Annotated in this window: 15 protein-coding genes; 5 read left to right on the forward strand and 10 right to left on the reverse strand. The window is 59.6% G+C overall.

The window, feature by feature from the left end; all coding sequences use genetic code 11:
- Positions 1–30 precede the first annotated feature (30 nt).
- Positions 31–801, forward strand: coding sequence for a 50S ribosomal protein L11 methyltransferase (locus tag HY29_RS17835; protein ID WP_241765260.1), 771 nt, complete (start codon positions 31–33; stop codon positions 799–801).
- A gap of 8 nt (positions 802–809) precedes the next feature.
- Here HY29_RS17835 and HY29_RS17840 read toward each other — a convergent pair whose 3' ends face one another.
- Positions 810–992: a hypothetical protein gene (locus tag HY29_RS17840; protein WP_034799773.1), complete on the reverse strand. Its 183-nt coding sequence runs from the start codon at positions 990–992 to the stop codon at positions 810–812.
- Positions 993–1,169: 177 nt separating this feature from the next.
- Between HY29_RS17840 and HY29_RS17845 the strand changes: the two genes are divergently transcribed.
- From HY29_RS17845 to ligA, 3 genes are all read left to right on the forward strand, one after another.
- Positions 1,170–2,981, forward strand: coding sequence for an aminopeptidase P family protein (locus HY29_RS17845; RefSeq protein ID WP_034799860.1), 1,812 nt, complete (start codon positions 1,170–1,172; stop codon positions 2,979–2,981).
- Between the two features lie 82 nt (positions 2,982–3,063).
- Positions 3,064–4,755, forward strand: a complete 1,692-nt coding sequence (locus HY29_RS17850) for a DNA repair protein RecN (RefSeq protein WP_034799775.1) — start codon at positions 3,064–3,066, stop codon at positions 4,753–4,755.
- On the forward strand, positions 4,752–6,860 hold the full coding sequence (gene ligA / locus HY29_RS17855) for an NAD-dependent DNA ligase LigA (protein ID WP_034799776.1): 2,109 nt from the start codon (positions 4,752–4,754) through the stop codon (positions 6,858–6,860). Before HY29_RS17850 ends, ligA begins: the two co-directional genes overlap by 4 nt.
- A gap of 26 nt (positions 6,861–6,886) precedes the next feature.
- On the opposite strand, the gene HY29_RS17860 is transcribed toward ligA, so the two are convergent.
- From HY29_RS17860 to HY29_RS17885, 6 genes are all read right to left on the reverse strand, one after another.
- Complete coding sequence (locus HY29_RS17860) at positions 6,887–7,726, reverse strand: outer membrane protein assembly factor BamD (RefSeq protein ID WP_034799777.1); 840 nt, start codon at positions 7,724–7,726, stop codon at positions 6,887–6,889.
- A gap of 114 nt (positions 7,727–7,840) precedes the next feature.
- A complete protein-coding gene (gene lpxC / locus HY29_RS17865; protein WP_034799778.1) occupies positions 7,841–8,764 on the reverse strand; it encodes a UDP-3-O-acyl-N-acetylglucosamine deacetylase in 924 nt (307 codons plus the stop codon).
- Positions 8,765–8,934: 170 nt separating this feature from the next.
- The gene (gene ftsZ, locus HY29_RS17870) at positions 8,935–10,386 is read right to left on the reverse strand and encodes a cell division protein FtsZ (protein WP_034799779.1); all 1,452 of its coding nucleotides are present in this window, start codon (positions 10,384–10,386) and stop codon (positions 8,935–8,937) included.
- A 96-nt stretch (positions 10,387–10,482) separates the two neighbouring features.
- Positions 10,483–11,778 carry a cell division protein FtsA gene (gene ftsA / locus HY29_RS17875; RefSeq protein WP_034799780.1) on the reverse strand — a complete coding sequence of 432 codons (1,296 nt, stop codon included), beginning with the start codon at positions 11,776–11,778 and terminating at the stop codon, positions 10,483–10,485.
- The gene (locus tag HY29_RS17880; protein ID WP_034799781.1) at positions 11,778–12,647 is read right to left on the reverse strand and encodes a cell division protein FtsQ/DivIB; all 870 of its coding nucleotides are present in this window, start codon (positions 12,645–12,647) and stop codon (positions 11,778–11,780) included. Before HY29_RS17880 ends, ftsA begins: the two co-directional genes overlap by 1 nt.
- A complete protein-coding gene (locus HY29_RS17885; protein WP_034799782.1) occupies positions 12,635–13,543 on the reverse strand; it encodes a D-alanine--D-alanine ligase in 909 nt (302 codons plus the stop codon). Before HY29_RS17885 ends, HY29_RS17880 begins: the two co-directional genes overlap by 13 nt.
- A 270-nt stretch (positions 13,544–13,813) precedes the next feature.
- On the opposite strand from HY29_RS17885, the gene HY29_RS17890 reads away from it, so the two are divergent.
- Positions 13,814–15,844 (forward strand): TonB-dependent receptor plug domain-containing protein, encoded by a 2,031-nt coding sequence (locus HY29_RS17890; RefSeq protein ID WP_162176762.1) that lies wholly within the window; start codon positions 13,814–13,816, stop codon positions 15,842–15,844.
- On the opposite strand, the gene murB is transcribed toward HY29_RS17890, so the two are convergent.
- The 3 genes from murB to HY29_RS17905 all read right to left on the reverse strand — a co-directional run bounded on the left by murB (position 15,841) and on the right by HY29_RS17905 (position 17,650).
- Positions 15,841–16,779, reverse strand: a complete 939-nt coding sequence (gene murB / locus HY29_RS17895; protein WP_034799862.1) for a UDP-N-acetylmuramate dehydrogenase — start codon at positions 16,777–16,779, stop codon at positions 15,841–15,843. The genes HY29_RS17890 and murB overlap by 4 nt on opposite strands.
- Positions 16,780–16,837: 58 nt before the next feature.
- Positions 16,838–17,062 (reverse strand): hypothetical protein, encoded by a 225-nt coding sequence (locus HY29_RS17900; RefSeq protein ID WP_034799784.1) that lies wholly within the window; start codon positions 17,060–17,062, stop codon positions 16,838–16,840.
- Between the two features lie 75 nt (positions 17,063–17,137).
- Positions 17,138–17,650 (reverse strand): P-loop nucleotide/nucleoside kinase family protein, encoded by a 513-nt coding sequence (locus tag HY29_RS17905; protein WP_034799785.1) that lies wholly within the window; start codon positions 17,648–17,650, stop codon positions 17,138–17,140.

Raw genomic sequence — 17,650 nt, forward strand, 5'->3', positions numbered from 1 at the left:
GCTTGGGCGGATCCATCCCCTGCGGGTGCCGTGGATGCCAAGGAGGACGGCCGCAGCGTCTGGCGTCTCGATGCTTTTGCGGAAACCCAGGAAGAGGCCGAGGCTTGCGTCGCCATCATTGAAGATGTCGCGCCCGAGCTGACGGCGCGGATCGAGGAAGTGATTGACCGTGACTGGGTGACGCTGTCGCTCGAAGGTCTGCCGCCGGTTGAGGCCGGGCCGTTCATCGTGGCGGGAAGTCATGCCCTGACGCGTCAGTCCCCCGGCCGGATCGCCGTTCTGATCGAGGCTGGCCCGGCTTTCGGGACTGGCCATCATGGCACGACGCTTGGCTGTCTCATTGCTTTGGATGAACTGCGCCGCAATCGCCCGATCGGCAAAGTGCTGGATCTGGGGACGGGGTCAGGTGTGCTGGCCATCGCCGCGATGAAGGCAGGCGCGACCTCAGCAATCGGGACAGATATCGATCTCGACAGTGTGCTGGTGGCGAATGAGAACGCGGAAAAGAATAATGTGACCGGGTTCACAGCAATGCATGTCACAGGGGCGAACACGCCGCGTATCCGGCGGTCGGCTCCCTATGACACGGTTTTTGCGAACATTCTGATGCGGCCCCTGATCGGTCTGGCCCCGGATATTGCCGCTCTAACGGCGCCGGGGGGCACGATTATTCTGTCAGGCCTGTTGCACCATCAGGCTCCGCCTGTGCGGAATGCCTTTGTGGCGCGAGGGCTCGATTTCCAGAAGCGTATTCGCGAAGACGGCTGGTCTACGCTGGTCCTCCGGAAACCGGCTGGCTGATCTGAGGATCAGTAAGTCGAACGGCGTGCCCAACGGGTGGTGCGGCGTTCCAGAATGTGCGGACGAGAAATCTCGGCCTTTTTCAGAAGATCGCTTGCGGCAGGCGCGGTCAGTTCGTTGACCATCGGCATGCGCAGGTCGCTGTGCATCACGGCATTGTCGGATGCAGCCATGTTGATGTGAGGTTTCATTATACTGTTTCCCTTTGGAAATTTTATTGTGCACTGCACAAATCTTTTACGAGCGCGCTATGTAAGGGAAATGTGTGAATAAAAAAGCATAGATATGCAGAAATATCGTCTCAAAAATGCATAGCTATGATGCGGCTTCCAATGGCCAAAACGCTTCATCCGCACTACATAAGGCGCATGAGACAGACATTTGATATCAAAGGGGGCCCGCAAGATGGGCGCGCCCACCTTCCGCCGGTTCGCGACCAACTCAAGGCTCAAGGCCTCGATGGCCTCTACGTGCCTCATGAAGATGAATATCAGAACGAATATTTGCCGGACGCCAATGAGCGCCTGGCCTGGGTCAGCGGCTTCACAGGGTCCTTTGGCTCCGCTTTCGTGTTCACGGATCGCGCTGTGATCTTTGCCGATGGCCGTTACACGATCCAGGTTGCCGATCAGACTGATCCGGACCTCTGGGAGATTCAGAATGTGCCTGAACCTGGCCCCTTTGGCTGGCTGAAGTCCCAGGACATGTCCGGCAAGAAGATCGGCTATGACCCGAAACTGATGAGTCCGAACGACGTTTCCGCCATGGAGAGCGCCGCGAAAATGGCAGGTGCTGAGCTGGTCGCCGTATCAGACAATCCGATAGATCTCGCCTGGGAAGACCGCCCGGAGCAGCCTTCCGCGCAAGTCGTCGTGCATGACGTCAAATATGCCGGCGTCGCCCATGATGAAAAGCGCCAGCAGATCGGCAAGGATTTGAAGGCCGAGAAGCTGGATGCGGCGATCATTACGTCGCCTGCGTCCATCGCCTGGGCGTTCAACATTCGCGGCGGTGATGTCAGCTGTACGCCGCTGCCGCTGGGCCGGGCGATCCTGTTCGCTGATGGCTCTGCTGAGCTTTACCTTGATGAAGTGAAAGTCTCTGATGCGCTGCGCCAGCATCTGGGCAACAGCGTGACACTTCGTCCGCTGTCGGATCTTGAAGAGGGACTGGCGGGGTTGAAGGGAAAGTCCGTCAGCGTTGATCCGGATGTTGCCTCTGCCTGGTTCTTTGACAAGCTTGAACAGGTTGGCGCTAGGGCGGTTCGCCAGCGTGACCCGGTGGCCTTGCCAAAAGCCTGCAAGAATGAAGCCGAGCTGGCTGGCACATCTGCCGCGCACATTCGCGATGGCATTGCCCTGACACGTTTCCTGCACTGGTTGGATACAGAGGCCCAAAACGGCGACGTGACGGAAATTGACGCCGCGATCAAGCTGGAAGAGTTCCGCGAAAGCCTGGGCGGGCTGGATGATTTGTCCTTCCCGACAATCTCCGGGGCCGGACCAAATGGCGCACTCCCGCACTATCGTGTGTCAACTGCCTCCAATCGCAAGCTGGAGCGTGGCAGCCTGTATCTTGTCGACAGTGGTGGCCAATATCTGGACGGCACGACGGATGTGACCCGCACGGTCCCGATTGGTGATCCGAGTGCGGACATGCGCCGGCACTACACGCTGGTCCTGAAAGGGCATATCGCGCTGGCCGCGGTTCGTTTCCCGCATGGCACGACCGGGACGCATCTGGACGTGCTGGCGCGTCATGCACTCTGGCAGGCTGGGCTGGACTATCAGCACGGCACCGGTCATGGCGTCGGCGTGTATCTCGGCGTTCATGAAGGGCCGCAGCGCATCGCCAAGGCGTGGAACGCCATTCCGCTGGTCGAGGGGATGATTGTTTCGAATGAGCCGGGCTATTATCGCGCTGGCCAATACGGCATACGCATCGAAAATCTGCAATATGTGACCCCTGCCAGCCAGATCGAGGGCGGCGAGCTGGACATGTATGGCTTCGAATGCCTGACCTTTGCGCCACTTGCGCGGGATCTGATCGATCTGACCTTGCTGACAGAAGAGGAACGCGCATGGGTCGATGCCTATCATGCGCAGGTCTACGAGCATCTGGCAGACGGGCTGGACGGGGACGTTAAGGACTGGCTGCGCGCCGCTTGTATGCCCCTCTAAATAGAGACGCGTGAAGAATCACGCTTGTTCTCTTTTTGTTCCGGTGATAAATCATGGCCAGTAACTCTTCGGGAGACTGGCCATGATCCTGTCATTGTCGATACGTGATTTCGTTCTGATTAACCGCCTGGATATTGAACCGGGCGCGGGCTTTACCGCGCTCACGGGTGAAACCGGGGCGGGGAAATCCATCATTCTGGATGCCTTGTCACAAGCGCTTGGGCAGCCTGCCGACCGGTCCATGATCCGGGCCGGGCAGGATCAGGCAAGCGTGGCGGTGGAGTTCTCTCCGCCCGTGCGTCACCCTCTTTGGAAGGCTTTGACGGAGGCGGGCATTGAGGCCACGCCGGATGAGACGGTTACCTTCAAACGCATCATCCGCAAGAATGGGCCCGCCCGCGCTTTCATCAATGACCAGCCAGTAAGTGCGGCGCTACTTTCCGATCTCGGGGAGTTGCTGGTGGAGATCCATGGACAGCATGCGGCATCTTCCCTGATGAGGCCGTCCACGCACCGGTATCTGCTGGATCTCTTTGCGCGCAATGAAAGTCTTTTGGAGGCATGCGCCAGGACGCATGCGCGTATGGAAGAGGCTGCGGAGAAGCGTGAAGCACTGGAAGCCGCTCATGCCGAAGCCATTGAGCAACGCGACTGGCTGATGGAGGCCGTCGAAGACCTCACCCGTCTTGCCCCGCAAGAAGGGGAGGCAACCGTCCTGACAGAACGGCGAACCCTTCTGATGCAGTCAGAGCGTGTGACCGAAGCGGTCAGTGAGGCGGAAAAAGTGCTGGATGGGACCGGCATTGAGGAGGCACTCGCCCGGGCGGCACGTGCCACAGGTCGGATTTGTCACCTTCCGGGGTTTGAAGGTTCGGACGAGGCGCTGCCTGTTGCGGCGCGCGCGGCGGCTGAAGCGGTCGAGCGTGCGCTGATCGAGATCAAGGAAGTCATGGGCTCTATCGCACAGCTGGAAAGCCTGGTGGATCATGACACCAGCGAACTGGAAGCGTCAGAGGCCCGCCTGTTTGCCCTGCGCGCGGCGGGCCGGAAGCATAATTGCGATCCGGACATGCTGCAGGATATGCGGGATAGTTTGCAAGAGCGCCTCGATCTTGTCGAAGCCGGGGAGGATGCGCTCATCACGGCTCGCAAGGCTGAGGCCGATGCGCGCGCTAAATGGCATCAGGCTGCTGGCAAGCTCAGCGATGCCCGCAAGGCGGCGGCTGGCCAGCTCGACAAGGCCATCGCGAAGGAACTCGGCCCCTTGAAACTCGGCCGCGCGGTGATCAAGGCGCGGGTCCATCCTTTGCCGGAAGGCGAGGGCGGAGCATCCGGAATCGACCGGATCGAATTCGAAGCCGAAACCAATCCCGGCGCAGGCTTTGGTCCGCTCCGCAAGATTGCCTCAGGCGGGGAATTGGCACGGGTGTCGCTTGCCCTCAAATGCGCGCTGGCTGAGGCCGGTTCTGCCATGACCCTGATCTTTGATGAGGCCGATCAGGGCGTCGGCGGCGCCGTGGCAGCCGCCATCGGTGAGCGGCTTGTTTCCCTTGGCCAGGACCGACAGGTCTTTGCCATTACACACAGCCCGCAGGTTGCGGCGTCTGCGGCGGCTCAATGGCTTGTGGAGAAGGGTGCCGGAAAGACTGGCGGGACTCAGATTCGCGGGCTAGATGACAGCAGCAGGCAGGAAGAAATTGCCCGAATGCTGTCTGGTGCCGAGGTGACTGCCGAGGCCCGCGCTGCAGCAGGGAGGCTGTTGGAGGATGCATGAGCGAGGCAACCGCGGTTGAGGATCTGACGCCTGAAGAGGCCGCGGTTGAGCTTGAACGCCTGGCGGTCCTGATGGCCGAGGCAGATGCGGCCTATTATCAGGAAGATGCGCCGGTTCTGACCGATGCGGATTATGACGCCGCGCGCCAGCGCAACCTTGCCATCGAAGCTCGCTTTCCGGATCTGAAACGCGATGACAGCCCGTCAGACCGTGTCGGTGCTGTTGCCCATGAGGGCTTCAGCAAGGCGGCCCATGCGGCGCCTATGCTGTCGCTCGACAATGCATTTTCGGATGAGGATGTGGCGGAGTTTGCCGCGCGCATCCGGCGCTTTCTGGGCCTCAGCGAAGAGGAGGAATTGATCCTCACGGCTGAGCCCAAGATTGATGGTCTCTCCCTCAGCCTGACCTATGAAAAGGGAAAGCTGGTCCGCGCCGCAACGCGCGGCAATGGCCAGGTGGGCGAGGATGTGACCGCCAATGCCCGCACGCTGGAGGACATTCCGGTCTCCCTTAAAGGCAAGGGCTGGCCGGACTTCATAGAGATCCGGGGCGAGGTCTATATGAGCCATGCCGACTTTGCTGCGCTGAATGCGCGTGAAGAGGCTGCTGGCCGCAAGATTTTTGCCAATCCGCGCAACGCCGCCGCCGGCAGTCTGCGTCAGCTCGACATCGAGATCACCAAATCACGCCCACTGAAATTCTTCGCCTATGCCTGGGCGGCGGAAAGCGCGCCCTTTGCAGAGACACAATCGGCAGCGGTCGAGGCCTTCAAGACCTGGGGGTTCGATACCAATTCCCTGATGAAATCCGCGTCAAATGTGGACGACCTGATTGCGGTTTATCGCGACATTGAAGAACAGCGTGCAACCCTCGGCTACGATATTGATGGCGTTGTCTACAAGGTGGACCGGCTGGACTGGCAGCAGAGGCTTGGCTTTGTCAGCCGCGCGCCGCGCTGGGCCATCGCGCACAAATTCCCCGCCGAGAAGGCAACAACTGTTCTGGAGGCGATCGACATTCAGGTGGGCCGAACAGGCTCTCTGACACCGGTCGCGCGCCTGACGCCCGTCACGGTGGGCGGCGTCGTGGTTTCCAACGCCACGCTTCATAATGAGGACGAGATTGCCCGTCTTGGCGTGAAGCCAGGCGACACGGTGGAGATCCAGCGGGCAGGGGATGTCATTCCGCAAGTGTTGCGCGTTGTCTCGCCCGGTGAGGGCGAACCCTGGCACATGCCGGAGACGTGCCCGGTCTGTGGCTCTGCCGCCGTGCGAGAGATTGATGACAAGGGCGAGGCCGATGTGCGCCGCCGCTGTACGGGCGGGCTCGTCTGCCCGGCGCAGGCGGTGGAGCGTCTGAAGCATTTCGTCTCGCGCAAGGCGCTGGACATTGACGGCCTTGGCGCGAAGCAGGTGCAGCTGTTTTACGAGAAAGGCGTCGTTGCCGCTCCTCAGGATATCTTCCGCTTGCCAGAGCAGATAGAGGCGGCCGGTCTGCCACCGCTTGAAGAGTGGGATGGTTTCGGCAAGGCGTCTGCGAAGAAACTGCTCGATGCGATTGATGCGCGCCGCAGCGTGCCCTTTGCGCGCTTCCTGAACGGGTTGGGCATTCGCCATGTCGGCCAGACCACCTCCCAGCTTTATGCCCGCCACTTCCTGACCTGGGATGCCTTCTGGAGCGCGGTGATTCGCGCCGAAGCAGAAGGGCTCGAAGGGGAGGCCTTTGCAGAACTGACCGGCATTGATGGGGTGGGCAAGGCCGCCGCGGGCGCGCTTGTGGATTTTGAATCCGAACCGCACAATCGCGAGATGCTTGGCGCCTTGCTCGAAGAGGTGAGCGTTCAGGAAGAAGAGGCGGCCGCCACAGACAGTCCTGTCGCTGGCAAGACCATCGTCTTCACTGGCACGCTGGAGCGCATGACGCGCGATGAGGCCAAGGCCCGTGCCAGCACGCTTGGTGCGAAGGTCTCCGGCTCTGTGTCGGCAAAAACGGATATTCTGGTGGCAGGGCCGGGCGCAGGCTCAAAACTCAAAAAGGCGGAAAGCCTCGGTGTCAGAACCCTGACCGAAGATGAGTGGTTTGAGCTGATAGAAGGGCAGGGCTGATCTGCAATCGGCCCTGAAAGTTCGTCTTACTTACCGCCGGGCAGAATGCGCTGCAGCCAGGTTCGGCGGGTTTTGTCATCTACGGCTTCGGGATCCACACCTTCTTCCGTCAGAAGGCGATAGCTCATCTTGTACCAATCGCTATTGGGATAGTTGTATCCAAGCGTTGAGCCGACGGCGAGCGCCTGATCGCGCAGGCCAACCGTCAGATAGGCTTCCACAAGACGATGCAGGGCTTCCGGCGTGTGGGACGTGGTGTCGTATTTCTTGACCACGGTGCTGAAGCGTTTGATGGCGGCCAGCGTCTGGTTGTTGCGCAGATACCAGCGGCCCACTTCCATGTCCTTGCCGGCCAGCTGGTCGCGAACCATGTCCAGCTTTACGCTGGCATCGCGGGCATACTGGCTGTCAGGATAGCGGCGGACCACATCCATCAGCGCGTCGCGCGCCTGTTCCGTGATGGCTTGGTCACGGCCCACATCGGTGATCTGGTCGAAATAGCTGACCGCGATCAGATAGTAGGCATAGTCCGCTTCAGAGCCGCCCGGGTGAAGCGACAGATAGCGGCGTGCGCCATCGATGGCTTCGTCATAATTGCGGGCTTCATAATGGGCGAAGGCCGTCATCACCATCGCGCGGCGGGCCCATTCGGAATAGGGGTGCTGGCGCTCGACTTCATTGAACAGAAGCACGGCTCTGTCATAGGAGCGCTTGTCCAGCTCAGCCGAAGCCTGATTGTACAATTGCTCAACAGGCCGTTCCACATAAGCCAGCTCCTGCTGGCGGTCGCGGCGTGATTGGCAGGCTGTCAGGGCAATTGCTGCGGTTGCAACCAGAACAATCGGATAGGCTTTGGTGAAACGCATGGCAGGGCGGACGCTTTCAGCTGTGAGTGTCAGACAGACTGCTTAGCGCGAACCCTGCCAGTTTTCCAAGAAGGTTTCTCAGGCATTCACCCTGTTGGATGGGTTAAATCCCGTTCAGATGGCGGCGCTTGTGCGTGACACGACAAGGCTCTCATCCATCTCGTCGCTTTCCCAGCACCACGCCGATGGGGTGTCGAGCAGTTTGCGGACAAGCAGATTGTTGATGGAGTGGCCCGGCTGGACAGCGTCATAGCGCCCGGCAATCGGTGCGCCCGCCAGCATCAGATCGCCCACGGCGTCCAGCATCTTGTGGCGCACAAACTCGTCTTCAGAGCGCAGGCCTTCCGGATTCATCACTTTGCCATCGTCGACGACAACAGCATTTTCCAGCGAGCCGCCACGGGCGAGGCCCATCGTGCGCAGCATGTCCACATCGCGGGCAAAGCCATAGGTGCGGGCAAAGGCCAGATCACGTGCAAACATGCCTGGGGCAAGACGCAGGGCCATTTGCTGCACGCCGATCAGCGTGTCGTCATACTCGATCCGCGCGCGCAGCGTCAGCAGATTGTCTTCAGAAGGGGAGAGGCTGGCGCGTTTGGGGCCATCCTCGATCTCGATCTTTTCAAGAATGCGGATGCGGCGACGCGGTGCTGACTGGCGGCGCAGGCCAGCCTGCATCAGCAATTCGCAATACACTGCAGAAGAGCCATCCATGATCGGCACTTCAGGGCCGTCGATCTCGATCAGCAGATTGTCGATGCCGACGCCTGCCAGCGCAGCCATCAAATGCTCCACAACCGCCACGGAAACGCCGGCTTCATTGGTCAGCGTAGTGCCAAGCTGGGTGTCGGAGACATATTCGGCAGAGGCAGGGATCAGCGTGTCCGGCCCGGAAATATCTGTGCGGCGGAAAGAGACGCCGGTACCAGCAGGCGCAGGTTTCAGCACCAGTCGGGCTTTCTCCCCGCTGTGCACACCAATGCCCGCGCATACGGCGGGGCGCTCAATCGTCTGCTGAAATTCTACGCTACGGGACAAACTACACGCCTCCAGTTTCGCATATCAGAATGGCTTCTATGGCCTGAAGATACAAAACACGGCTTGTTTCGGCGTGTTACAAAAAGGGCCGAAGCGTTACCTTCGGCCCTGTAACCATTGAGAATTATGTGTAACAAACCAGCGCTGAAATCTGATTTTCAACTGCAATTTCAGTGATTGGCAGACCGGCGCAGAAATGCCGGGATTTCAAGGTCGGCATCATCGAAAGGCGCAGGCTCCGGATGGTCTTCCGGAGACGAGACGATTTGTGTCGGCGTCTTGGCTGCCGGAGTGTCATCATTTTCGCCCTGGGAATTGCCACGGCGCCATCCGAACAGGTTGGAAAAGCCGGACGGGCTGCGCTGTTCTTCTTCTGCAGGCGTCTCTGTGCTTTTGGTGAACACAGTGTCGGCGCTGATCTGGTCCTCGCCTTCTGCGCCTTCATAATGTTCGGCGGGCAGGGACCGGCTTTCAAAATCCTCGCGCGGATCGCTTTCGTCAGAGCGCAGGGCCGTGGACGTATGCTTGATGACGCGCGGACGGTCTTCATCCACCTCTTCAGCGACGGTCTCCGTCTCGGCAGGGGCCTCGGCCTCAGCTGCAGGCTCTTCCTCAATCGGCTCCGCGATGGGCTGACGCACAGTTTCTGCAACAGGCTCGGCCGCAGGAACGCCCATCATCGCGCCATCGATTCCGGCTGCAACGACAGAGACGCGGATCTTGCCTTCCAGTTCGCTGTCAAAGGCGGACCCGAGAATGATGTTGGCATCCGGATCGACCTCGCGGCGCACCTCATTGGCGGCCTCGTCGAGTTCGAACAGGGTCATGTCATAGCCGCCGGTGATATTGATGAGGACGCCCTTGGCGCCTTTCATCGAGATGTCGTCCAGCAGCGGATTGTCGATGGCCTGGCGGGCAGCTTCCAGCGCGCGGTTTTCACCTTCGCCTTCGCCCATGCCCATCATGGCCGTGCCCATGCCGCGCATGATGGAGCTGACATCGGCAAAGTCGAGATTGATCAGGCCTGGCATGACCATCAGGTCCGTAATGCCGCGCACGCCGGAATAGAGCACATCGTCTGCCATGCGGAAGGCTTCGGCAAAGGTCGTGCGATCATTGGCGATGCGGAAGAGGTTCTGGTTCGGCACGACGATCATCGTGTCGACATGTTTCTGAATCTCGGCCAGACCGTCCTCGGCGAAGGACATGCGGCGGGTGCCTTCAAAGCTGAAAGGCTTGGTCACAACGGCGACCGTCAACATGCCCATTTCGCGGGCAACGCGCGCAATGACCGGGGCTGCGCCAGTACCGGTTCCGCCACCCATGCCGGCAGCAATGAAGACCATGTGAGCGTCTTGCAGTTTCTCGCGAATATCCTCGATGGATTCCTCGGCGGCTTTCGCGCCGATGTCGGGCCGCGCGCCTGCGCCAAGGCCGGAAGTCGTTTCCGGGCCCAGCTGGATGCGGTTTTCCGTCTTGGATCGGGAAAGGGCCTGCGCATCCGTATTGGCTACGATGAACTCAACGCCTTGCAGGTTGGCCTCGATCATATTGTCGACAGCGTTGCCTCCGGCACCGCCTACGCCAAAGACCAGGATCCTGGGCTTCAGTTCATGTGTCATACGTATCCCTCACTCTACCGGTCTCTGAGAAAGCTTCGCTCATCGTTTAAAATGACGCCTTGCCGCTAAGAAGCAGTTAAGTGAGGGCGATTGGCGTCAGAAATTTTCTTTCAGCCAATGGAACGCCTTGTTCACAGCACCGCCTCGGACTTCCGAACCGTACTCCTTCGACGCAATGCCAGCCCGCACAGCGTCAGCAAACCCCAACTCCTGATACAGTAGCAGACCTGAGGCTGTAGAAAAAGCTGGTGTTCCCAGTGTTTCGCCCAGGAATTCAGCAATTGTCGGGCGACCGAGCCGGACAGGGGCTTCCAGAATGCGTGTGGCGACATCTCGCACGCCTGGCAGCTGGCTCGCGCCGCCCGTCAGGACGACTCGCCGAGGCAGTACTTTGCGTACACCACTGGATTCCAGGGTTTTCTGGATCAGTTCGAAGGTTTCCTCGATGCGCGGCGCGATGATTTCGGCCAGCTTGCCGCGTTCCATGCGTGTGGCCTGCAGGCGGCCATCATCGCCAAGGCGCGGGGCCTCGATCCGTTCTGCCAGGCCCGGACCTTCCAGATTGGCTGTGCCATAGATGCTCTTCAGGCGCTCGGCTGCGGCAAAGGTCGTTCCGATCCCTTGCGCGATGTCTGAGGTGACATGCGTTCCGCCGGCAGGCACGAGGCCAACCCAGGCCGGAGACCCATTGAGATAGACTGACACCGCCGTGACGCCGGCGCCCATGTCGATACAGATCGCGCCATTCTCGATTTCGTCGTCAATCAGCGTGCCCGCCCCGCTGGCGATAGAGGAGGGGATCAGCGCATTGACGCTGAGATGCGCGCGGCCGACGCACTCCACCAGATTGCGTACCATCGCTTTGGGTGCGGTGACGACGGACAGGAACAGGCCCAGCGTGTCGCAATACATTCCGGCCGGCTCTCGCACGCCTTCCTGCTGGTCTACGCGATAGGCGACCGGCCAGGCGGCCAGCACTTCAACACCCTTGGTCGACACATCGGCCATGGCAGCTGCTTGCAGGCGGCGTACATCCTTGGCGTTGATCTCGCGTCCGCCAATCTCGATCGTGGCGGTGACCAGGCTGCACATCACGCGCGCGCCGGTAATGCCCAGCATTACCTGATTGATCTGTTCTCCAGCTTCGCGCTCGGCATCTTCAACAGCCAGGCGGATAGAGCGTTCCAGGCCTTCCATGTCGGTGATCGTGCCGCCGCTGAAGCCGCGCGATTGCTGGCGGCCAGAGCCGAGAATCTGGAAGTGGCGCGGGCCCGTCCCATCATTGCGGCCAATCAGGCAGGTGATTTTGGAACAGCCAATATCCAGCGCCGCGACCGGGCCGGTCGTGCGGTGGCCCCCAAGGGCCATGCGGCGGGACTGTAGGTTTGCCATTAGCTGCGGGGCGCCTCTTCACGGGCGGCAAAGTCAGGCGCATCGATTGGTGTCAGATAGACGCGGCCCTGATTGCGCAGATCGATGGTTTCCAGCGGGCGTTGCATCAGCGCGGTACGGACCTGCAGTGTCGAGAGACGGTCAAGCGCAGTCGTCAGGCCGTCATCTTCCGGCATGCGCACGGTGGCACCATTGATCAGGCGCATATCCCAGCGGCGGTCATTGATGCGCGTTGCGATGGCGATGCCCGGCGCGACGTCGGGTTCGGCTTTCAATGCGGCGGCCAGAGCCGGTGCAGCTTGCGGCGCGCCACGGCCCGCCAGACGCACGAGGCCTTTGTGGTCTTCAGGGCGGGCATCCGGAATGATGCGGCCAAGGCCATCCACAACTGTCCATTTCTTGCTGTCATGCCACAGCGCGACAGGCTCTGCGGCATCCGCCAGGATGACGACCTGATCCGGCCACAGGCGATGCACGCGCACATTCAGCACCTTGCGGGTGCCTTCAACGCGGCGTCGAATGAGATGCGGGTCCGCGCGGAACATGTTCTCGCCCGGCTCGATCATGGCGGCGGCGCGGATGTCCTGCGCCAGGGCAGGGTCCTGCTCCAGGCCGATCACTGAGACATCATTGACGGAAATGCCCATCACGCGGGCCGTGTCATCCATGAAGCCGGCAAAGCGGCTTTCGATCTGTGACATGGACCCGCCCATCCAGGCTGCCGTGGCGACCACGATGGCGACCAGCATAACGAACCCGAAAATTACGGAAGAGACGCGCACTTCCTCGCCCGTCACCTCATCCACGATGACGGCGGGCTTGCGCGACGACTTCTTGGGGACAGTCTGGTTGCGGCTTACCTTTGGCATGAAGCATCCTCGATCATCCAGGCGACCAGCTCTTCGAAGGACATGCCAACGAAAGCGGCCTGTTCGGGGACAAGCGAGGTGGGCGTCATGCCGGGTTGTGTATTTGTTTCCAGAATCACGAGCCGGTCTCTCTTGTCGTCATAGCGAAAATCGGATCGCGTTGCTCCCCGGCATCCTAGTGCCTGATGTGCCCTCAGCGCGTAATCCATCGCGGCGTGTGTCACATCAGCCGGCAATTCTGCCGGGATCACATGTTGCGATCCTCCAGCTTCATATTTTGCATCAAAATCGTAATAGTCTCTTAAGGTCGTTATCTCTGTGACAGCTAGCGCGCGGTCGCCCAGAACGGCGACGGTCAGTTCGCGTCCGGGAATGAACTCCTCGGCCATCAAATTGTCGCCATAGCGCCAATTGCTGCTGGTCAGTTCCAGGGCAGGGGCATTCGCTCCTTCACGAACGATCAGCACGCCGAAGCTAGAGCCTTCAGCGACCGGCTTGATGACATAGGGCGGGGCCAGCGGATGCGCAGCAGCCGCTTCTTCCCGGGTGACGCGTTTGTCCTGGGCCACCGGAATGCCGGCCTGCTGGTAGACGGCCTTGGACTTCAGCTTGTCCATCGCCAGGGCAGACGCGAGTACGCCGGAATGAGAGTAGGGCAGGTCCAGCACTTCCATCACGCCCTGCACGCAGCCATCTTCGCCCCAGGGCCCATGCAGACCATTCAGCACTGCGTCTGGCCTTGCTTTGGTCAGCTGCTCTGCCAGGTTCCGTCCGGCATCAATCTCGACCACATCATAGCCGCTTTTGCGCGCAGCCTCTGCCATCTGCTGGCCAGACGACAATGAGACCTCCCGTTCGGACGACCAGCCTCCATAGATCACGGCAACACGTTTCATCTTGTCTTCCTGCAAATTGGCCCAGCGGCATTACGTCTAGTCATCGCGTTTGCAGGGTTAAAACGGCCTTAGCATGGCAGCGTGAAAGCAATTCATGGCCTGAATTACGAAAAATACATGCTCCGTGTGCTTGTCATGGCATGACTACGTGTGTAGTCGGTCTCTATAGAATATGAAAATCAGATCCCGAGCGGCATCTGGTGACAGCCATAAAATTCAGGGAGGAACATCGGCGTGAACATCACGGCGCGAGTCTGCTTCAGCCTATTTTTGACTGCAACGAGCAGCCTGGCGGTCGCGCCATGGGCGTACTCAGCAGAGACCGAAGAGCCAATTTCTGAGGTCGCAGCCTTCACGCTGGAAGACTTCCTCCAATACAGCCCCAGAACCGCGTTGGATATGGTGGAGCGGATTCCGGGCTTTGCCATCCAGGGCGACAATAACAATCAGCGCGGCTTTGGTCAGGCACAGGGCAATGTTCTGATCAATGGCCAGCGAGTTTCAGGAAAGTCCAATGGCGCGGTCGAAGCGCTTGGCCGTATCGTGGCGCAGAATGTTGTACGCATCGAACTCGTGGATGGTAGCCAGTTTGATATTCCGGGTCTGTCCGGCCAGGTGGTGAATGTGGTCACCAATGGATTGGACAAGACATCCGGCACATGGAAATGGGCTTCCCGCTTCCGGGATAATCTGCCTCCCTACTATAATGAGTTCAATATTGCCCTGTCCGGCGGGAAGGGCGCGCTGGGATGGACGTTTGAGCTGGATAGCTCGCCAGAGCGCGGCGCAAACAATGGCCCGGAATACATCACGGATGGACAGGGAAACCTTCTTGAGAAACGTCTTGAAGACTTCACCCACGCTGCAGAATATGCCTCTGTGGCCGGATCGCTTGCGTGGAAGCCTGCAGGTGGCGCGGTTGGAAACATCAATGCGCGTGCCAGCATTTACGAACCGGACAACAAGGAAGTCTCAAAGACCTATCCGGTCGGTGGCCCGGAGGGACGGCGCCTGTTCAAGGGATCTGAGGATGAGTGGAATGCCGAACTAGGGGCAGACTATGAATTCGGTATCGGGCCGGGGCGTCTGAAGACGATTGGTCTGGTGCGGCGCGAATACAGTCCAATCACGGATGAATTCCTGCGTGCCAATATTGACGGAAGTGATCTGTCGAGATCACTCTTCCAGCAGACCATTGATGAAGGCGAATATATTCTGCGCAGTGAATATGCCTTTGGAAAATTTGCGGGCAGAGACTGGCAGATCGCTGCAGAAGGGGCATTCAACTATCTGGAGGCGACCTCCAGCTTGCGCGAGGCAGAGGGTATTGGCCCCTTGCAGGCGGTTGATCTGTCGAATGCCAATTCCCGCGTTGAAGAGCAGCGTGGCGAGATATCCGTCACGCATGGCCGCCAGATATTGCCCAGCCTCAGCGCGCAGCTTTCTGTCGGAATGGAAGTCTCCGAACTCTCTCAATCCGGAGATGTCTCCAATGTGCGCACATTCACGCGGCCTAAAGGGTATGCCAGCCTGTCCTGGCAAGCAGATGAGTCCCTGAAACTGATCACACGGCTGGAACGCGAAGTCGGGCAACTGGACTTTTTTGATTTCATTTCCTCTGTGAACCTGAATGCCGGGAATGGCCAGACGGGCAATTCGGAAATCGTTCCGGAGCAGATTTGGACGCTTAGTCTGCAGACGGAAAAGGATTTCGGAGCCTGGGGCGCTGCGACAGTGAAAGTGTTCGGTTCCAGCATTGAGGACATTGTTGACAGGGTTCCCATCGGTGATGGCGACGGCCCGGGTAATCTTGATACAGCCTGGCAGATCGGCGCAGAGGTGGATGCTACGTTCAAGCTCGATCCGCTAGGTGTGCCGGGCGCAGAGATCAGCTTCAATGGTGAATGGTATGACTCTGAAGTGACTGACCCGCTAACGGGTGAGACGCGTCCGATTAATGGGAATACGATCTATTATCTGTTCTCGGAATTGCGCCAGGATATCCCGAAGACTAATTGGGCCTGGGGCATCGGGTTTGAGAGGTCGAAGAGTAACCGCTTCTATCGCCTGTCAGAGGTCAGCCTGGAGGCTCATCCCCCCGGCTTCGGGTATGTCTACATTGAGGACAAGGATATTTTCGGGGCGACCGGCCGGATCACGATTGGCAATATTACCAACCAGAACGACAATTTCTGGCGGGAGATCTATGATGGCAGCCGGCTGGGCGATGTTTTGATCCGGGAAACACGTGAACGCGATTTTGGTCAGATTCTCACCCTGAGGCTCGAAGGCACGTTTTAGGCTGTGCGTCCGATGCGGCGTACTTCCCAGCGTAGCTGAACCCCCTGCGTTTCCAGAACGCGGGCCCGCACCAGTTCGCCCAGTGCTTCCAGATCTGCGGCTGTGGCATCGCCCGTATTGATCAGGAAGTTGCAATGCTTGGGAGAAACCTGCGCGCCGCCCACCTTAAGGCCCCGGCAACCCGCCGCATCAATCAGTTTCCATGCTGAGCGCTGATCCGGCGTGCCGGGCGGGTCCGGATTGGCGAAGGTTGAGCCGGAGGTTTTTTCCTTGATAGGCTGGGTCTCGGCCCGGCGTGATTGCAGGCCTTCAATCTCTTCCAAAATCTTGTCGGGCGCGCCTGTGCCTGTTCCTTCTAGGGTTAGCTTCGTCACGATCAGATCGTCCGGCAAGTCTGTGTGCCGATACGAAAAGCCAGCTTCTGGCGCTGAGCCTTCGCGGCCTGGCCCGCGATAGGAAACATGGGTGCCGTCGCGCAGATAGCCTTCCAGATTGACCAGCACATCGCGCAGCTCCCGGCCATAGCAACCGGCATTGGTGCGGGTTGCGCCGCCAAGGGAGCCCGGAATACCGGAGAGGAACTCCAGGCCCGTAATGCCTGCGCGCGCGGCAGCCTTGGCCACCGCCAGATCCAGTGCGCCAGGGCGGGCGGACAGGGTGAGGCCACCTTCAGGCTCTACCGCGCCCCAGTATTTTCCCATCAGGCGGATAACGACGCCTTCAATGCCGCCATCGCGCACGATGACATTGGAGCCTACCCCCAGCACGGTGACCGGAATGGCGGGGTCCAGGGTTTTCAGAAAACTGGAAAGGTCTTCTTCGTCCGCAGGCAGGAACAGCCAGTCAGCCGGACCGCCAACGCGAAACCAGGTATAGGGAGCAAGGCTGGCATCCTGCATCAGCTTGCCGCGAACGGGGGGAAGACTTGCAATCATGACGGCTAGCGGTTCACCCGCCGGGGAGCAGATGTCAAGCAATCAGAAGGGGTGTGCCTCAATTCGGGTCGTGGGCCTGTTCATCCAGTTCCCGGGACACTTCATCGGCGGCATCAGATACATCATCTGCCATTTCGGAGGCTTCTTCCGGAAGGTTTTCGATGGCGGTATCCATGCGTTCACCGGCACCTTCAAATGAGCCTTCCTGAAAATAGAACCAGCCGAGAACCAGCAGGAATGCAACGCAAATAAAGGCAATGATGAACGTCAAAGTCCGTCCCATGAAGAGTCTCCTTGTTGAGGCTTCGGCATGGTTAACGCGGCAAGAGGGAAACGGTTCCCGGGGGAATAGACAGGACTAGGTCAGACTGTTCAGAAAGCGCTCGATTTCATCCGTGCATGCCTCAATGGAGCGGCCAGCCGTGTCGAGCCGGAGATTGGCCTGCGGATTGTCTTGCCATCGCCTTTGCTGTCTGTCTTCCAGACTCACAGGATGCAGTCCCTCAATTCCCGTATCTCGAGTTTTCAGGCGAGTTTCTGCCTCTTCAAGAGATGAGCAGAAAATCTCGATCTCGATAGCTGGCACGCCTGACTGATGGGCAGCCTTGCGCCAGCCTTTCCGGGCGGCCTCAACGGCGTTTACCGCGTCTGCGATAACCTGATGACCGGATCTCAGGTGGCGGGCTGCGAGGTTGTATCCCGCCTTATAGCCTGCGGTACCAACATCAAAACGGCTGTCATGCCTATTTCGCAAATCCTGTTCAAGCACGTCAATCCTGACAAGGATTGCGCCGGTTCGCCTGGCCAATTCCTGGCCAAGGGTCGACTTTCCAGATCCCGGCAGGCCCGACAGCATGATCAGCCGGGCCAT

Origin of the sequence: Hyphomonas beringensis (genome assembly GCF_000682755.1) — a bacterium.
GTDB classification, from domain to species: domain Bacteria; phylum Pseudomonadota; class Alphaproteobacteria; order Caulobacterales; family Hyphomonadaceae; genus Hyphomonas; species Hyphomonas beringensis.